Source organism: Sphingobacterium sp. BIGb0165, from assembly GCF_024810095.1.
In the GTDB taxonomy this organism is placed as follows: domain Bacteria; phylum Bacteroidota; class Bacteroidia; order Sphingobacteriales; family Sphingobacteriaceae; genus Sphingobacterium; species Sphingobacterium detergens.
The window spans coordinates 422,862-442,467 of sequence record NZ_JANUEB010000002.1 but is presented as its reverse complement, the minus strand read 5'-3'; the positions used below and the strand labels follow the sequence as shown (position 1 = coordinate 442,467).

Here is a 19,606-nt window from a genome sequence, read left to right as displayed (position 1 = left end):
AGATCAATTATCCGTTAAAAATTAGCCTGAACACCAAACATAATGGTTCGTGCCAATGGGAAACGACCATGATCCGTACCAGCTGTTAATACACCCGATGGCGTTCCGTTGTCACCATTACTTTGACCTAAATCTGGTGTATAGCCTTTATATTTTGTCACTGTAAACAAATTGTCCCCAGCCAGAAATACGCGTGCATTTTTCAAAGTAGCCTTACTTAGCCATTGTGCTGGCAATGTATATCCTACTTCAATAGTTTTTAAACGGAAGAAAGCTCCGCTTTCAATCCAACGGTCACTGACCCGACGCTTATTGTCATTTGGATCCTGTCTAGTGTAACGAGGGATGTCAGTATTGGTATTGCTGGGTGTCCAAGACTCTAATAAACGAGCGGAATGATTATTCACTTCGTTGGTTTGTTCCATACGCGCTCGGGTATAGTTATAAATTTTATTACCATACATACCATCAAAAAAGACAGTCATATCGAATCCTTTATAGTCTAGACCTCCCCGAATACCATAGGCTAGACTTGGGAAAGGGCTACCAACATACTGACGGTCATTATTGTCAATACGACCATCTTTGTTATAATCTACAAATTTGATATCCCCAGCAGCAGCATTTGGTTGAATTACCTTGCCATCTGCGGATTTATAGGCTTGTGCTTCTGCATCTGATTGGAAAAGTCCATCGGTTTGAATCACCCAGAAACCGCCAATTGGATAACCAACTTTAGCCCAAGTAATTGTTCCTTCTCCTTGTGGATTATAGCCGCCAAATTCTTGTACATTACCTACTGTAACTGCTTTCACTTTATTTTTCACAGTTGAAGCATTCACGCCAATGTTATAGTTCAATTCTCCAACAGAATTCTTGTATGTCGCTAATAACTCAAAACCTTTATTGCTAATTGTTCCAGCATTCATTACTGGTGTTCCTTTAAGTCCAGCGGAAGGAGGTTGATTGATACCTAAAAGAATATCCTTTGTCTCACGCACATAATAATCAGCACTGATGTTCAATTTCTTTTGCATAAATGCTAAATCCAATCCAATATTGCTTGTTGCAGTTTCTTCCCAAGTCAGGTTTCGAGGCGAAACCCAGTTGATGCCTGTACTTGCTCCCTGCCACCAGGTACCGCCTTGTAAGTAATTGATACCGTATGTAGTTATCCGCTGTGTGGTGTAATTTGCAATTTCCTGATTACCTAGTCGACCATAGCTAGCACGTAGTTTAAATTCATTAACTGTACCTTTTGCTGTTTCGAAGAATTTCTCATTCATCACATTCCAGCCTAAAGCGATAGACGGGAACACCCCATATCGCGCTCCATCTGCGAATTTGGAAGAACCATCGCGACGTATTGTGGCAGTAAGTAGGTAACGACTATCATAACTATACATTATCCGTCCAAACTGGGAGATCAATGCAGCCTCATTTAGGCTTCCAGAAGTCGTTTGTTCTGTTGGAGAAGCGGCATCAATAGCATCAGTCCCCAATGGGAGATTATTTCTTCCCACACCAAAACCTCGATTCGTATTTTCCTGCGCAGAATAACCCGCTAAAGCTGAAATGGTGTGTTTGTCAAATGTATTATCATAATGTAATGTATTTTCAACTAACCATTGATTGTTAAAAAATGCGCTTTCATTGAGAAAAGATTTACGCACATCGGTACCATAGGTATAGGCATCCCCTTTATTATAATTCCGGCCAGTTGTCTTGTTGACCCCAACATTTAATTTATATTTTAGCCCCTTAACAAACAAATCTACTTCGGCATATCCATTGAGCATAAGATCTGTCTGATATACATGTCGATTAAATAAGTTCAAAACCCCCACTGGATTGTCCAAGTTCTTCATCCAAGGAGCATAAGTAGCATATCCACCAACTAAATTGGCATCATAAATAGGTACCAGCGCGTTTTGCCGTAAGATATCTGTAATGGTCAGGTCTGAAAATTTTCGGTCACCTGATTTTATCAAAAAGGTATTTCCTACCCGTAAGTGGTTATTAAAAAAACTGAAGGTATTTTTTGTACGTAGATTGAATGCTTTATAACCGGTAGTCTTCAGAATACCTTGTTGATTTAAATAACCTCCGGACACACTATAAGTAGACTGTTCCCCTCCACCCGAAATATCTAGGTTGACCTTATTAACTGGGGCTGTATGAAACACCTCATCTTGCCAATTTGTATTCGTATTCAGATTTTGCGCTTCTGTTGGTAGATACCCGTTATCCTGTTGAAACTGTTTCCATTGTGGGCCATCCATCAAATCCATTTTTTTAGGAAGGCTTTGAATACCTGTGTATGCATTTACGCTTAAAGTCGCTGGAGTTGCTTTTCTCCCGCCTTTTGTGGTAATGATAACAACACCATTGGCCGCCCGAGATCCATAGATCGCAGCAGCTGAAGCATCTTTCAAAACTTCCAGTGAAGAAATATCATTCGGATCCACCATATTGATATCGCCAAATACACCATCAATGACGTAAAGAGGTGCATTATTCCCCATAGAACTTAGCCCACGGACATTAATACTCATACCTGCTCCTGGCGTTCCGCTAGCGCTAGATACCGTCACCCCCGCAACACGACCTTGCAAGGCACCAGCAGCACTCTTCGCTAAATTAGACTGTAGATCTTTACCTGTAACAGAAGCAACAGCTCCTGTCAGATCACTTTTTTTCACTGTACCGTATCCGATAACAACGACCTCGTCTAATTCCGTTCCCGATTGAAGTATAATACTATATGTCGATGCGTCATTAACAAGAACCTCCTGTTCCTTCATTCCCACATAGGTAATTTTTAAGGTTTTCCCTTTCTCAACATCAATCGCGAACGAACCGTCAGCCTCAGTTTTTGTCCCCCCGGTGCTACCTTTGATGTTTACCGTGGCCCCCGCCACTGGCTTATTATCTGCATCAAGGACTTTCCCTCGTACTTTTTGGGATTGTTGCGCCCAAGCAAATGTGCCATAAGCCGAAAGTAAAAGCAGTAGAGCTGTTTTTCTCATATTTTGTGTATTTAAGGTTTACAATAAATAGATAGATTGTATATAATATGTCTATACTTAATTTGGTATGCTATTATTGGTCTATAGGACGAAATTAGAGAAAAGGAAAAGCCAAGGATAGCAAGATCAGGTCATTTGTATTGCACTTTTAATTCATATTTCCGAAAAGTAGATCTCAATAAAAACAAACGCAAACGATTGCGTACTCCTAAAAAGAAAAGAGGTTAATAAAAATATGCGCTGGTTCAACACAAAACACAACGATATGAAAAACAATACGTTATAAATAACGAAACAATAATTCATTGAACTATGAGTTCATTTTTATTGAATTATTTCACAATGTTGAACAACGCTATGCAATCGTTTGTCAGACAACATGGTCCTGTTCTCTGACAAATTGCCTTTGCTTGCCTATTGGTATCGTATGCATGAAAGAATGTACTCAGAATCTGAGTATAGGAGTAAGTTGCGACCAGACCGCTAGATAATCATCTGCTGCTTCCGTAGGCTATTTCTGTATTCAATGGGGGTTATCCCTTTTTTCTTCTTGAATACACGGTAGAAATAAGAAACACTATTAAAACCACATTGCTCGACGATATCAGCAATTGGAGTCTCCTCTTTTAACAGCCGAACGGCCATATTGATCCGGAAGTCTAGTAAGTAGTCGGTAAAATTCAATGTTGTAGCTGATTTCAAAAAACGAGAGAAGGTCGATTTGCTCATGTTCATGATCGCAGCCACCATAGGCAGACTCAATTCCTTGTTGATATTCGCAACAACATATTCCTGTAAGCGTCCCATAAGCAACTCACTATTGCTCAAGACGGAATTTGTTGCTGTAGATAATACACGGATATCCTCACCTTTTGATAATTCATAAAGCAAGACAAGCAGCTTCATAACCGAATAAAACCCATCGCGCTCCAAGGTCAATATGCGAAGCAAAGGAAGCACCCTGTCAACCGTATCTTTACCGAATACAACGCCACGCGACGCTTTTGACAAAAGCTGCTGTATACTTGCAAATTGCTTTTTGTCCAGATATTGATCAATAAGCGAGGGGTGAAACTGTATCGTAATTTCATGGATATCGTTGGACTGACATTCACCATCTTTCCAGGCATGTTCAAGCTCTGGACTCGCAATCAGTACCAGATCCTGCTCACCGATCGTTTCTACAGAATTACCAATGATACGCTGCGCACCGGAAGCCCCCTCCACATAATTGAGTTCATATTCAGGATGGATATGTACCGGAAAAGTGAAAGAAGATTTTCGCCTGTCAAAGACCACAAAGCAATCATCAGAGGACAATGGCGATTTTTCTCGAAATATATCAGGTCTCATAATTAGTTCTTTTTCCCTTTGGTAAATTACCCAAACTTAGCTAAAATTATATGCATAATCAATGCTTTCTTCCTGTCACGAAACATTTCAAGGCAGCAGCAATACGCTAATTTCAGCTATTGTCTCCCAGCGATTCAAGTATTGATCATCAACTTACAACATAGCACAAACGCACTACCATGCATTTTATACAGCCGCAAAGTACCTGATGAGACTTTATTCTCCTTATAGGATAGTCAAAAAAATAAGCTGTCTAAAGACAGCCTATTTTTTCTGAATTGTTGTTTTTTATTGATTCGTATTTTTTCCATTAAGGCATCAATGAGTTCCCTATGGCCGATTTATTGACCCGAAAGAACCTTCAGTCGATTTTCATAATAGCTGGTACTCGCGAAAGCATGCAGGTTATATCATTCAAATACAAGGACTAGTTCTTTAAGTATTTTTCAAGGAATTGATCCTGCTCCCATAGGAGGTGAAAGATATTCTCCTTCGCTACATAACCATGGGCCTCACGTGGCAAAATCACCATACGCACAGGGGCTCCCAAATTCTTTAAGGCCTGAAAATAACGTTCTGTTTGTAGGGTAAATGTTCCCGGATTATTGTCCGCTCCACCATGAATAAGCAGCAATGGTGTCTTCATCCGGTCAGCACTGACAAATGGAGACATTGTCATATATAGTGCTGGGTCATCCCAAAAGTTGCGTTGCTCACTTTGGAAGCCAAATGGTGTTAATGTTCTATTATAAGCTCCCGAACGCGCTATCCCAGCTGCAAATAATTTTGAATTAGACAATAAGTGTGCAGTCATAAAGGCCCCATACGAATGCCCGCCCACAGCAACCTTTTTCCGGTCGATATAACCCAATTTATCCACGGCATTGATTGCCGCTTCTGCATTAGCAACCAATTGCTCAATAAAGGTATCATTCGGTTCTTTCTTTCCCTCTCCTACAATGGGAAATGCAGCATTATCCAAGACTGCATAACCTTTTGATACCCAATAAATAAATGATCCATAGCTTGGAAAAGTAAATTCCTTTGGGTTCGCCGTGCTTTGGCCAGCCGTATTTTTGTCTTTATATTCCCTTGGATAAGCCCACATCAATAAGGGTAATTTCTCCTTTTTATTCAGATCATAGCCGGCCGGCAGATATAGTGTACCCGAAAGCGCCACCCCATCCTTACGTTTATAGTTTAAGATTTCTTTATGAACTTTTTCAAGTGATTTAAATGGATTTTCCAATGTTGTCAATGCAACCTGTTTGCCCGATTTCATGTTTTTCAGGTAATAATTTGGATAGACTGATGCCGATTGGAGCGAGATCAACAATTCGCCGGTTTTTGGATTTACAATCTCTCCAATCCGTTCCTGCAATTCAGATGCTGCAGCCGTATATAAGCGTTTTTTCTTTAACGTTTGCAAATCCAACTCTTCCACAAAAGGAAACTCACCTTCTTTGGTAAAGCCCTTGCCTACAAATAGGACTTTGTCCTTGTCCAGATACATACTGTATGTTCCAAGGGCATTTTTTTGCTGATATACTGTACCCGGATCATTATAGACATCTTGGCTGTTGCGATCATACAACAATTTGGATTCCCCAGTAGAAGGATTGACAATAAAGGTTTTCGCATTACGTGTATCATACCATTGCGAATGAACCAATGCATATTTATCGTTGCCCCAAACAACCCCTGCATAGCGATCTTTAGTTTTGAAAATCAGCTTTCCCGCACCTGTATATGGGAAGTCCAATGTATAAAGCGCATCGCGAAATTCTGCCGGTTTGTTGGCATCACCAGCATCTAGGGCTTCAACATAAGTTAAGGTTGCAGGCTGATCGTCCCGCCATTGCAAAGAACGCCTACCTGGACGTGTAGAAGAAAATCCTTTAGGCATGATCTCCGTTAAAGGCACCTCGTTCACGAGGGCAATCTCTTTTCCCGAAAGATCATAGACCCTCGTCTGTTGTGGAAAACGCGACGCCGGAACCACATAGGAATAGGGTTTGGCAATTGTTGTTACCATCACATAGGCACCATTTGGCGAAAAGGCAACCCCGGTATAGATATCCTTATCTTTGAATTTGGAAATCGTCCCATCCAGATCGACGAACTGTAGATTGGACTGTACCAATGTTTCAAAATTCCGTTCATCCTGCGGACTCTTCAATAAATCTTGGTATGTCCTGAGTTGAGATACTTTGCCATCGCTTGTGGATACGACCGGTCCCGTCGGCAGATCCTTGGCAGGATCCAATAAGGCATTTTTTTCCTTTGGTAAAGCCGTAATAATTAATCGGGTTGAATTGCCCAACCACTGAAAAGGTGCATCCAATGTTGCATTCAGATTATAAGCTGTCAATTGTTTCGCTCTCCGTGTTGCTAAATCCAGTACAAACAAAGCCGTTCCATTGTCGTTTGTATTTGTAAATGCCAAACGGTTATTGTCTGGGGAGAATGCAAAATTTGACAAAAAGGGGTTTTCTGGCATGCCCACAAAGTCTGTTTCTTCCAACTGTTGTCCAATTTTCTTCAGGCCAATCTTATTGTAAAAGACCGTTGAACTTTCCATATTTGTACGTGGATTGATACGCAATCCGGCCAATTTCATTTCCTCCTGTCCCAGTTCCTCCAAGCTCTTATAGGTCGAACGGTAAGTGAATAACATCCATTTGTTATCACTTGACATTTTTATTTGAGGTGGTCGAATAAAATCGGCCAACGCCAAAATTTCGGAAGTCGGTTTTTGGAACGTGATATTCTCCTGTGCCTGCGTCTTCAACGACAATAACAACAAGAGAGCATAGCATAGCTTCTTCATAAATTTATTTTGCAAATTAGGGCAATAAAATGTAATAAATTTATGAAAAAAAAACAAGTATTGTAGCCGTTTTATGACAGTAAAATTAAACTTAGATTGTTTCGTAAAAAACAGGTAAAATTTCTTGATTTAAAGTTATCCACATTCATATTACCCACTATAACAAACACTTAGCGTAACCAACAAGCAGTAAACGCATCCTATGACAAACTTTTACCCAAAATGTGGAAAAGTCAAACTACCGCTTCGCAAGAAAATATATGATATTTGTTAAGCTAATGAAAGAATTGGCAATTCAACGAAGTAACGACCTTTCTTTTTCTACGAAGATTGGATAAAAAAAATAAACATACAAACATGGCAAGAATTATCAAATTTGAGAAAAACGATTGTGCTCCTTGTGCACAAGTATCGGCTTATTTGGATCAAAAAGGTATCCAATATGAAACGGTTAATCCTTTTGATGAACCTGACTTGGCCGCAAAATTCAAAATCCGTACGGTACCAACAGTAATCGTATTGGAAGATGAAGAAATTCAACACCGTATCATTGGCTTTAAACCAGAAGAATTGGCTGCCATTGCGCTTTAATAAATCGAGGGTATCATTAAATTAAAGACAGCAGTATGATACACATTTATTACGATTCCAGAACGGGTAACGTACAGCGTTTTATGGACAAAGTCGCACAGATCACTGGCTGGCAGATCCATAAAATCAGTGCTGACCTTGAGGTAAATCACCCTGGCCATTTGGTCACATTTACCACGAATTTTGGACAGGTGCCCGAAAACACAAAAGAATTCATGAAACGAGAAGCTAAAAATATCTATTCCGTAACCTCCAGTGGTAACCGCAACTGGGGTCCAAATTTCGGTTTGGCAGCTGATCGTATTTCACAGGATTTCGACATTCCACTGGCATTCAAATTTGAACTGTCCGGAACAATGGAAGACATAAACCAATTTATTGACATCTTAAAGAACTTTTGCGATGGTAGCAAACGAAGTAGCAAAAAACTGGATATTGCTTAATAATGAAATCATGATTAAGCATGATGACGAGTTCAGCTTACATAAAGATAAGGAAGCTGTTCGCGCATATTTCCTGGAATATGTAAATAAGAACACTGTGTTCTTTTATACATTGAAAGAAAAAATAGACTATTTGATAGAAAACAACTACTATATTGATTTTTACCAATGGTTTACATTTGAAGAAATGGAAGAGGTATTCAATTATGTGTATGCTAAAAAATTCCGTTTCGAATCCTTTATGGCAGCCTTTAAATTTTTCCAGAGCTATGCACTTCGCGACGACTCTGGTGAAAAATTCTTGGAGCGCTATGAAGACCGCGTTGTTGCTGTATCCCTGTTCTTAGCACGAGAAGAAGGTGTAAAAAAAGCGATAGAATACGCAGAGATCATGATCAATCAAGAGTACCAACCTGCTACACCAACATTCTTGAATGCAGGTAAAAAACGCTCTGGGGAATTGGTATCCTGTTTCTTGGATGAAATTGGTGACAACTTAAACGGTATCGGTTATGCGGTTGATTCAGCTATGAAATTATCCTCTATCGGTGGCGGGGTTTCATTCAATATCTCCAAAATCCGTGCACGTGGTGAGGCTATCAAAGGCGTTGAAGGCCGTGCAGGTGGTGTACTTCCGATCATGAAAATCATGGAAGATACCTTCTCTTATGCAAACCAATTGGGACAACGTCCTGGTGCTGGAGCAGTATACTTAAATATTTTCCACTCTGATATTGAAGAGTTTCTTGATTGTAAAAAAATCAATGTGGACGAAAAAGTACGTATCAAATCGCTTTCAATTGGCATTATCGTTCCGGACAAATTCATGGAGCTAGCAGAGAAAGATGAGCCTTGTTATTTGATCTACCCACATACAGTAGTACAAGAGTATGGACAATTCTTGGATGAAATGGATATGGACAAGATGTACGATGAGTTAATCACCAATCCAAATGTCAAAAAGAAAAAAATCAACGCACGTCACCTGTTAGTTAAGATCGCACAGACACAAAAAGAATCAGGTTACCCTTATATCTTCTTCAAAGAAAACACCAATCGTGTGCATGCGCTGAATGAAATTGGTCAGGTAAAATTCTCCAATCTATGTACCGAGATCATGCAGGTATCACAAGTATCCGATATCGAGATCTATGGCAAACAAGATACAATCCGTTATGGTATCTCCTGTAACCTTGGTTCGTTGAATATCGCTACGGTGATGGACAACAAACGCATCAAAGAAACGGTGAAAACAGCGATGCGTGCGCTAACAGTGGTCACTGATGTAACCAACATCGATATGGTACCTTCGATTGCAAAAGCAAACCGCGAATTGCACTCCGTAGGACTTGGTGCGATGAACCTACACGGTTACCTTGCGAAAAGCTTTATCATGTACGAATCTAATGAAGCCTTGGATTTTGCCAATACGTTCTTCATGATGATGAACTACTATTCATTGGAAGCATCTATGGAAATTGCCAAAGAACGTGGTAAAACATTTGTTGGATTTGAGAAATCAGCCTATGCAGATGGCACTTATTTCAATAATTACATAAACCGTGATTACATTCCAAAAACAGCTAAGGTAACTGAGTTGTTTGAAGGTATACGCATCCCAACTGTTGAAGATTGGTTAGAATTAAAAGCAAAAATCAAAGAACATGGTATCTACCATGCGTACCGTTTGGCGATTGCTCCAAATCAATCTACTTCCTATATCATGAATGCAACAGCGTCTGTCATGCCAATAGTGGATATTATTGAAGTGCGTGAATACGGTGATAGTACCACCTACTACCCAATGCCATATTTGACAAACGACAACTATTTCTACTTCAAATCGGCATATGATATGGATCAGTTCAAAGTATTGAAATTGATTTCGGTCATCCAACGTCATATTGACCAAGGGGTATCTACAATTTTGCATACCAATTCGAAAGACTCCACAAGAGATTTGTCTAGATATTATATCTATGCACATAAATTGGGATTGAAATCCCTTTATTACACACGAACAAGAAAATCGACCATCGACGAATGTGTCTCTTGTTCAGCCTAATCTTGAGATTTTAGTATTTGGATATATAATGTGAGTAGGTCAAAAGTTGCCAAGTTATCGGCAACTTTTGGCTTAATCAACAGATCAGACTTCAAATACATGATAATAAATGCCTAATACTTTAAAATAAAAATGAGTAAAACATATAAAGCTGTCAATTGGAATACTCCCGAGAACGATTATGTATTGATGTTCTGGGAACAAAACATTCGTCAATTCTGGATTGACACCGAATACATTCCATCAAAGGATATCGATAGTTGGAAACGTATCAGCCCAGAAATGAAAGATGCCTATAAAAAAGCATTAGGTGGTTTGACCTTGTTAGATACCTTGCAGAGTCATACAGGTATGCCAAAAATCATCGACCACATAGATACTTTACAGAATAAAGCTGTATTGTCCTATATGTGTATGATGGAGGCCATTCACGCGAAATCATATTCAACTATTTTCACAACGGTTTCAACGACAGCTGAAATCAATGATATCTTCGAGTGGGTTCAACAAAATAAATACCTACAGTACAAAGCGCAGATGATCGACGGTTATTACCGTGCTATCGATAAAGAAGATGCTTCCGATGAGGAGATCTACATGGCTATGGCCGCTTCCGTATTGTTGGAATCTTTCTTGTTTTATTCTGGATTTTTCCTACCATTATGGTTATGTGGTCAAGGTGAAATGGTTGCTTCTGCAGATATCATCAAGAAAATCGTCGCTGACGAATCCATTCACGGTGTATTCGTAGGATTGATGGCACAAGATCAATTCAAAAAATTAAAGAATCAAGATCAGGTAAAAGCACGTTTCTTGGCTTTACTTTATAACTTGTATGAAAATGAGTTGAAATATACAGAAGAGATCTACACTGAAGTAGGTTTGACTGCTGAGGTGAAAGAATATGTTCGTTACAATGCTAACAAGGCATTGATGAACTTAGGGTTTGATCCGATCTTTGAAGTAAAACAAGTCAACCCAATTGTATTGAATGGCTTGAATACAGAAACGACACAACACGACTTCTTCTCTAAGAAATCGACAAACTACGAAAAAGCGACAGAGATCGTCCATCTAAAAGATGATGACTTCAAAATGGATGTAGTTGTTGATATATAACGATTGTCAATAGATCCGATAAAAAAATCCCCAGAAGCGAAAACTTCTGGGGATTTTTTTTGGATAAATAGATGCTATTGCTGAAAAGCTTTAATTGCCTGACCACGCCAAGCAGCATCAAGCGGTGCGCCAAGCAACCAGGTCAATGTAGGCGCGATATCATAAATCATGACCGTACCTTTGATCTCTTTACCTTTTGGTACCCCCGGCCCAGTCATAACCCAAGGAATCTCAACTTCTGCCAATGATTTACCGCCATGGCCTTTACCCGTTCCGCCGTGATCCGCAGCGACAACAAAGATAGTTTCATCAGCAATACCTGCATCCTTGACGGCTTGTTGTAAAGTTCCTATCCGTCGGTCAACATTTTTTAGTTCAGCGTAATATTCTGGTGTATCATGCCCTATATTATGACCAACGCCATCAGGTTGGTCGAAATGCACAAAAGTGATAGTTGGTTTCTCTTTTTTGATGATATCGACAGTAGTATTCAATGCTGCTTCGTCATCATCCTTGGTATTAATGATTTTTTGGACGACCTTATTATCAATTAAATACCCTATCCCAGGCCAGCTATGTACCACAGCAAATTGAGCTTTAGGATTTTTCTGAGCTACAGCATTAAACAAAGAAGGAAACATCCCATTTTCAGTTTTGGTCGTTGACGGGATTTCAGGAGTCTTACTATCCCATTCTGTATAACCATGTGTTGTAGGCCCTGCCCCCATCAGCATGGAAGCCCAGTTCACCGCACTTGACGAAGGTAAAACGGTACGCACATGTGTACTATAGGTTCCATCCTGCATCATCTTTTTGAGATTTGGCATTTCGGCTTTAGGTAAGGCATAAGCACCGAATCCATCGAATCCCACTAAAACGACATGTTTGATTTTTTTACTTTGTGCCATCACAGCAGAGGTAGATAGACCTATCAAAAGGAATGGCAATAATAAATTTCTAATTTTCATAATTGTTGAGCTTTCAAAGACTTAATAATTCAAAAATAAAAACTTTATTCTATTTATTATGTTAAGTAAACATTATTTAATATACCTAACCAACATGTTACATAAGAACCCTAGCACATTAAAAAAACCGCTAGAAAAAAAATCCTAGCGGCTTTCTTAAAACCATTGTAGCCAATAATAGGCTGACTTCCGTGGTTAATTATTTTATTTAAATACTAATAACCCGGATTTTGCTTTAAGTTGGGATTAATAGACAATTGATTTAATGGAACCGGAAACAGCTCTTTGTTCGGATCATTAGAAGGTTTATGATCCCACCAGGTTGCCGTGGTATACTTACCAAAACGTATTAAGTCCGTTCTTCTTTTACCTTCAAAAATAAACTCACGGCCACGCTCAGCCAACAACTCATCCAGGGTTAAGCTAGCGGTGGTATATTTGCTCGCCGCCCAATCGGCATCTTTAAATGCTCTTTTGCGCGAAGTATTAATTAAATCAACTGCTTCTTGCGGAGCGGAGCCTCCATTTTTTCGGATCAGTGCTTCAGCTTTATCAAAATAAATTTCGGTCAGGCGATAAATGATATAATCATTTTCCCAGTAATTTGGATCCTCCAAAGTACCTGATTTATATTTGTTAAAACGTGCTCCTGAATTCTCCTCCCCTTTTGTCATTCCACCTTCTGAAGTTTTATCGCCCTCACTTTCCCGACGGATAGTGTTGACAAATACTAAAGGTTTTCCGCTATATTCTTCCGTTCCAAGGACAGCTGTGCTTGTCCCATACCTATACTGCGGACCGAACAAAAACCATTCCTTCTTTCTAAGATCATTTTCGGTATAAGCATTGAACGCACTTGGAATCACCACCAATGCATTCCAACCACCATAACCAACTTTCAGCACCTCTTTCATATAGTCATAGCCCATATAAAAACCACCCCAGTCGAAGGTTAATCCAGCTTTGCGACTATATTGAAATTGGAAAAGAGACTCTGGGTTTGCACTATTATTATTACTATAGAGCGAAATAAGGTCATTGGATAACGCTGGTGTACCACCTACACCACCGGCCTGGCCTGAAATGATTTTATCACAAACCTGAATACACTGGTCATACATTTTTTTTCCGCCCCATTTCTCTGCATTTAAATACAGCTCGGCGAGCATAGCATAACCTGCTGCCATTGATATTTCCCCGACATTACTTTTCTCGGTTTTTGGCAGTTTAGGGACATTTTGCTCCAGCTCAGCCTGAATAAATGCAAAGACCTCAGCTCTGGGCTTAGTCTCCGGGTTTATGGGTTTATCAACAATTTCCGTAGCAATGGGTACATTTCCCCATAAGTCCATGATTCTGATATAATGAAAGGCCCGCATCACTTTGAGCTGCGTGATGACAATATCCTTCTCCGCCTGGGTCATTCCAACTTTTGCGATATCAGTAGCTTCAATATCATGAATTGCATTGTTCACAAAGCCCAAGCCTGTCCACATACCTTCCCACGCACTTTTTGTCCGGCTTTCCGTACTTGTCCAAGTATGATAATGCTGACGGATATGGTCACCACTATCGTAACCATGTCTGCCCTTTTGCGGCCAGGCGACTTGATCAGCACTCAGTTCCGAATGATAATAATAACCACTGCCCCCCGTGGGCGCCAGCCAGGATTGCATATGTGTAAATGGACGCATTGCAGCCTGCATCACTTCCCTTTTGTCTTTGTAAAAATCTTCCTTGGGTATTGAGCTATATACATTCTCATCCAATTTTGTACAGGATTGAAGTCCATTTGCGCAAACCGCTGCCATCACGACAGGAAATATATAGTGATTGATCTTTTTCATCTGTATAATTTTTTTTAAAATCCAACATTTAAACCTATTGTCCATGATCTTGTCCTTGGATAGAATCCACGACTGTCAATACCCGCATCAAAGCCAGTATCCTTAAGTTCAGGATCCAGGCCCGAGTATTTCGTTATTGTGGCAATATTTCTTCCAGTCATATACACATAAAGATTTCTTATATAGTCAGTCTTCAACTTGAAATTATACCCCAATGTGATATTGTCGAGTTTAACGAAGCTGCCATTTTCTAAGTAATAATCTGAATATTGCGGATCATCTTTAATATTGGCATGTTTGGTAAAAGCGCTTTCAAAGACGTTATTTGGAAGCCATTTCTGGTTACCAAAAAACATATCAGCAGTGTTGAGGATATCGTATTTGAATTTGCCCCGGAAAAATATCGTCAGGTCAAAACCTTTATAGGCGAAACGATTCCCCAATGAGGCTTGAAATTTAGGAACACCATTACCAATGTAAGCACGATCGTCATTGGTCATTTCCGCTGCAGTACCTTTACTGCCGTCAGCTCTGTAGAACTGCCATTTCCCATCCTCTGTAAATCCGGCGAAACGTTTGCCGTAGAAAGATCCGATTTCTCCACCTTCTTCCAATCGGATTGCATTCCCAAGATTTCCTGGCGAAGGCAGACCACCATATTCAAGGAAATCACTTTTAAACACGTCACTCGACATTTTGACTAGCTTGTTCTTTTGGTAATTCCCGGTGAAATCCACCGTCCATTTAAAATCCTCTTTTTGAATTGGAACAGCAGTCAGCTGCAGTTCTACCCCTTTGTTGGATACTTCCCCGACATTGTACCATATTTTGGACTGTGTATAAGAAGGTTGCTGTGCTTGATATTCATAGAGCAGATCTTTTGTTTTCCGGTTATACAGATCGATCGATCCTGTCAGGCGGTTGTTCCATAGGCCAAAATCCACCCCGAAATTGACTTCCGCTTTTTGTTCCCACCTTAAATCAGGATTATAGTTGGAATTCGGGCCATAGGTCTCATAGTATGATCCGAATATCGGATAAGCTCCTCCCCCACCCAGAAGGTAAAGAGATTTATAATTTGGAAAGCCTTGATTACCCGTCACCCCATATCCTAAACGTACTTTCAGATTATTAATAACCTCTTTATTGGAAAAGAATTCTTCATTGGTCACAGTCCAACCCGCTGAAATTGCTGGAAAATTTCCCCATTTATGGTTCTTGCCAAACCGAGATGATCCCTCACGCCGAAGAATTGCACTTACGAAATATTTATCCGCATAATTATAGTTTACCCGTCCGAAAAAGGCGATCAGCTTGTTATCCTCCTTAAAAGAACCCATTGTTGGCCGTGGAAGCTTATCATTTTTCAGGCCAGTTCCAGAGCCCATATCCCAATCCTCCGTTGCGTTTGTTGTAAAGCCATTATTTGCCATCTCAAAGCGTTCATATCCTGTATATTGAAAACTGTAGCCAAGCAAGCCTGTAATGGTATGTTTCTCGTTAAAGGTTTGGTTGTAATCCATCGTCGTTTCAAACGTTTTTGACCAGTTCAGTTCATTGCGCTTCCAAGCATAACCCATACCCTGATATTCGGAATCCTGACGTTGATCCCAATCCAAGCCCGAACGGAATTGCCTATCATTCCAATTATCCCTGACATAGGATCCAAAAGCCGAAATACTCAATGGTTCGATAATCTTTAATTTCAAACGGGCATCTCCCGAAAAAGTCTGTTGATTACGTTCATCAACCCTGTTCGCCAAGCGGCCTAATGGATTAAAATTGTTGTATCCCTGTGTCTGATAGAAGCTTCCATCTGCATTGTATAATGGAGCTGTCGGATTGCGTTGTACGGCTTGTTCAAAATCCGGGACGCTTTCGCTATTGCTATCCTTTTTTCCACCGAGCAGGTTAGCTTTGTTAAAATTTGCGGCTATATTTCCGCTAAAGGTCAAGCGGTCTTTCAGCCCCGTTTGTGAAAAGTTTATCCTTCCACCGAATTGCTGCCGTCCATTTTCCTTGGCAATACCTTCCGCATTCTCATAGTTAATAGAAGCCCGATAATTGGATTTATCTCCACCACCGCTAGCCACGAAATTGTGAAAATTAGAAAAGTTCTTTTTGTTGATCAATTCATCATAGAGGTCGGTTGAAGCACCCAAATCTAGATCCGGTTTATTCTGCCCTTTAATCACATAGTCGCGAAACTGTTGCGCGCTGAGCATGGGTGGTTTTCGTGCCACGGACTCGTGCTGACCATAGGTATAATATTCAAAACGAGGTTCTCCAGACTTCCCTTTTTTTGTTGTTACCAAGATGACCCCACCGTTACCCCGAGTACCATAAATTGCTGCGGCAGAACCGTCTTTCAACACGTCAATGGACTCAATATCACCTTGTTTTACCAGATCCAGATTTCCGCCCGGAATACCATCTATAACAACTAAAGGAACGTTTCCACCATTAATAGATGCCATTCCCCGCAGCTGAATGCTTGTGCCCGAGTTGGGATTACTCCCCTGGGTTCTTGTGACATTAAGGCCGGCAACTTTACCTTGCACCAGATCCATTGGATTTCGCATCCCACCTTGGTTGAAGTCTTTTTCTTTTACTGATGCTACGGCCGAGGTAACCTCGCTTTTCTTCTGTGTACCGTACCCGACGACGATCACTTCTTCCAGCTGATCTTCTGCCGCTGTCAGTTGGATAGTCAATGGACCATTTCCGGATATTTTGACCTCATTGGAGCGGTAACCGATGGAGGAGATAACCAGGATATCCCCGGTTTTCGCCTGGATAACAAAATTACCCTGTCCATCGGCTGTTGTTCCTTTATCTGAGCCTTTTATACTCACCGAGACGCCAGCAATTCCTGCTCCAGTTTTGACATCCTGCACTTTTCCTTTAATCAGCTCCTGGACATGAATTCTACTACTGGAGTAAGTTCTCTCCAATACATTTCCAGAGACAGCAGCATCTGCCTGCTGTATCGTCCCTGCAATAACAGCCAGCGAAAAAAACAACCTCGTGTTCTTCGGTAGCTGTGCAATTGTTTTAAAATCAATCTTGCTCATATAACTAGTGATTTGGGTTTATAAAACGTTTTAGCCATTTGGTAACTAAAACGCTACTATTGATATTAGTCTGTTAAACTGATCGGATCAGGACATAGTGCTAGACAAACTGAGCGATACGATTCTCAATTTAAATTCAAAAAAACGTAAAAAATAGACCTCTTGTGAACAAGCACGCACAAAAGCATGATAAAAAATAGCAAAATCGGTTTTGCTATTTAAAGAAAAAAAACGAAATATAGAATTTGCTTATTGCTATGCAATGTTGATTTTTATTCGCTTTTGGTTATTATTTTTTAGTTTAAGTGTTTGATTATGGATTGAAGATAATGTTTTAATTTTAAAAAAAGAAAGGTTTTTTTGTAAAAAAAATAAAAGATCAGCATGCTTGACAACTCATATATTCCCCAGTTGTCTAGATGCGTGTCTCGCTATTTGGTATAGGAAAACTATCGAATTATTAATTTTTACGAAGGTAATGAAGTAAAGGTTTTACATAATCAGGGAAAGGGGGCCCAATAAGGAGAAAGACTTTGGGCATTGATTCAGATGAATGATCCTTGTTTGAGCGCCAAGCGATATTAATTTCAACGCATTTTATACGATACCTGTTGTGGAGGGAAATTGGAAAGTATAGGATATTGAGTTTGTAGGTCAGCAATTTTTCTCAAAAAAAATGGCCATCATGAGGACGGCCATTTCTTATGCTATGTATTGTCTATTGATACCCTGGATTCTGGGTCAATTTATTGTTACGTTGGATCTCATCAGGAGAAATAGGCCATAATAAATCGGTTTCTTTAAACGTTGCTCCGGATGCATTTTTCGCACCGATTAAAGGTACAAAGTCTATTTTTCCGGCTTCTGTCGTAGAAATTACAGGGAACATCTTCGTCCGTAGGATATCATCCCACATCTTGAATTCCAATGGGAACTCCCGCAACCGTTCTCTCCAACATTCTTTGACAAAATTGTCAGCAGATAAGGTTTGTAATTCTGTTGTCCATGTGGCAACTGTTTTACCTTCGGTATTTGCACGAGCCTTTACCTGAGCTAGATAACCAGCTGCTTCTGCACTAACGCCAGTTGATTTGGCAATACCCTCTGCTGCGATCAACAAGGCTTCAGGGAAACGGTAGAAATTCCAGTCTTTGGTTCCGCGACCCGTTACGGTTGCCGCTTGCTCGTCAAAGTAATACCAAATGCCCGGTACATCCGAAGTCCAGGTTTTACCATTTACCGGATTGGTGTATTTATAATGGAAAAACTGATTCGGTTGAATACGTAAATCTTTCGTATTATAGGCATTCAAGAACTGATTAGTTGGGCCATAAATTCGTTCAAAAATTGAATATTTGTCAAAAACTGAAGTAGCCGAAGAACTAAAAGCATAAGTTGTCCACCAACCACTATTGTTGATTGTCGCATCATACTCTTGTGCGTAAATTACTTCTTCAAGATCATCGGTAGTGCGCAACTTATTGTACGCGCTATTGAATTGCAGATCCACATTGGCTGTCATCTTATGTGGTGAATTGATGACGATCTTAGCCGCAGCTGCCGCATCAGCATATTTACCTTGTTGCAAATAAACACTCGCCAGGGTCATTGCCGCGACATACTTCCCAATACGGTGTCCCCTTGCAGCAAAGGTAGCCGCAGGCAAATCAGCGACAGCATCTTTCAGATCCGTTTCAATCAGCTCATAAACTTTAGCAACATCTGTTCTATCTAAATAAAGCTCGTCTGCCAGCGTCTCATTTGGTTTCACTGATAGCGGAATTGCACCAAATGTTTTAACCAGATAAAAATAATTGTACGCTCTGAAGAACTTTGTTTCGGCCAATAAGGTCTTTTTCCGGGATTCATCCATATTGATCCCAGGTATATATTTGACACCCGCATTGGCGATATTGATCGCTTTATAGCTTTCATCCCAAATGGTATTCATGGTGCTCGATACCACACTGGTATTTTGTTGTCTTGTCAGCTGTCTCGCAAACAAACAGATTTGCTCCTGACCTTCATAGGTATTGATAAAGTAACCGGTGAGCATCGTGTTAATTGAAGCTGTAGGCCCCACATAAGCACTTGCGGCGACAGAGTAGCGTGATGGAGCCCCACGGCGGTAAAGCGAATTCACCGTTGCCATTGCTTGACCGTCATTTGCATAATACTGTTCCAAGGATAAATTGGACCTTGGCTCCTCTTCCAAAAATTTATTGCAAGATGTTGTCAACGCCATGCCGGCTAGCAACAACAGAAATAATTTATTTTTCATTTTTGA

General features: G+C 40.2%; 11 protein-coding genes. 4 read left to right on the top strand and 7 right to left on the bottom strand.

Annotated elements, in window-relative coordinates; all coding sequences use genetic code 11:
• Positions 1-14: 14 nt before the first annotated feature.
• The 3 genes from M2408_RS05555 to M2408_RS05545 form a co-directional block, all read right to left on the bottom strand.
• Positions 15-3,029 carry a TonB-dependent receptor gene (locus M2408_RS05555; protein ID WP_259180026.1) on the bottom strand — a complete coding sequence of 1,005 codons (3,015 nt, stop codon included), beginning with the start codon at positions 3,027-3,029 and terminating at the stop codon, positions 15-17.
• A 483-nt stretch (positions 3,030-3,512) separates the two neighbouring features.
• On the bottom strand, positions 3,513-4,382 hold the full coding sequence (locus tag M2408_RS05550) for an AraC family transcriptional regulator (RefSeq protein WP_120260223.1): 870 nt from the start codon (positions 4,380-4,382) through the stop codon (positions 3,513-3,515).
• A gap of 427 nt (positions 4,383-4,809) precedes the next feature.
• Positions 4,810-7,212, bottom strand: coding sequence for a prolyl oligopeptidase family serine peptidase (locus tag M2408_RS05545; RefSeq protein ID WP_259180024.1), 2,403 nt, complete (start codon positions 7,210-7,212; stop codon positions 4,810-4,812).
• Positions 7,213-7,569: 357 nt separating this feature from the next.
• Between M2408_RS05545 and M2408_RS05540 the strand changes: the two genes are divergently transcribed.
• The 4 genes from M2408_RS05540 to nrdF all read left to right on the top strand — a co-directional run bounded on the left by M2408_RS05540 (position 7,570) and on the right by nrdF (position 11,430).
• Positions 7,570-7,803 carry a co-chaperone YbbN gene (locus M2408_RS05540; RefSeq protein WP_077437059.1) on the top strand — a complete coding sequence of 78 codons (234 nt, stop codon included), beginning with the start codon at positions 7,570-7,572 and terminating at the stop codon, positions 7,801-7,803.
• Between the two features lie 35 nt (positions 7,804-7,838).
• Positions 7,839-8,246: a class Ib ribonucleoside-diphosphate reductase assembly flavoprotein NrdI gene (gene nrdI, locus M2408_RS05535; RefSeq protein WP_223581801.1), complete on the top strand. Its 408-nt coding sequence runs from the start codon at positions 7,839-7,841 to the stop codon at positions 8,244-8,246.
• Positions 8,206-10,311 (top strand): class 1b ribonucleoside-diphosphate reductase subunit alpha, encoded by a 2,106-nt coding sequence (nrdE, locus tag M2408_RS05530; RefSeq protein WP_259180017.1) that lies wholly within the window; start codon positions 8,206-8,208, stop codon positions 10,309-10,311. Before nrdI ends, nrdE begins: the two co-directional genes overlap by 41 nt.
• Positions 10,312-10,443: 132 nt before the next feature.
• Complete coding sequence (gene nrdF / locus M2408_RS05525; protein ID WP_257087099.1) at positions 10,444-11,430, top strand: class 1b ribonucleoside-diphosphate reductase subunit beta; 987 nt, start codon at positions 10,444-10,446, stop codon at positions 11,428-11,430.
• Between the two features lie 74 nt (positions 11,431-11,504).
• Here nrdF and M2408_RS05520 read toward each other — a convergent pair whose 3' ends face one another.
• From M2408_RS05520 to M2408_RS05505, 4 genes are all read right to left on the bottom strand, one after another.
• The gene (locus M2408_RS05520) at positions 11,505-12,398 is read right to left on the bottom strand and encodes an alkaline phosphatase (protein ID WP_259180008.1); all 894 of its coding nucleotides are present in this window, start codon (positions 12,396-12,398) and stop codon (positions 11,505-11,507) included.
• A gap of 215 nt (positions 12,399-12,613) precedes the next feature.
• The gene (locus M2408_RS05515; RefSeq protein ID WP_259180007.1) at positions 12,614-14,245 is read right to left on the bottom strand and encodes a RagB/SusD family nutrient uptake outer membrane protein; all 1,632 of its coding nucleotides are present in this window, start codon (positions 14,243-14,245) and stop codon (positions 12,614-12,616) included.
• 14 nt (positions 14,246-14,259) lie between these two features.
• Positions 14,260-17,319 (bottom strand): SusC/RagA family TonB-linked outer membrane protein, encoded by a 3,060-nt coding sequence (locus tag M2408_RS05510; protein WP_259180006.1) that lies wholly within the window; start codon positions 17,317-17,319, stop codon positions 14,260-14,262.
• A 718-nt stretch (positions 17,320-18,037) separates the two neighbouring features.
• The gene (locus M2408_RS05505) at positions 18,038-19,600 is read right to left on the bottom strand and encodes a RagB/SusD family nutrient uptake outer membrane protein (protein WP_259180003.1); all 1,563 of its coding nucleotides are present in this window, start codon (positions 19,598-19,600) and stop codon (positions 18,038-18,040) included.
• Positions 19,601-19,606: the final 6 nt, after the last annotated feature.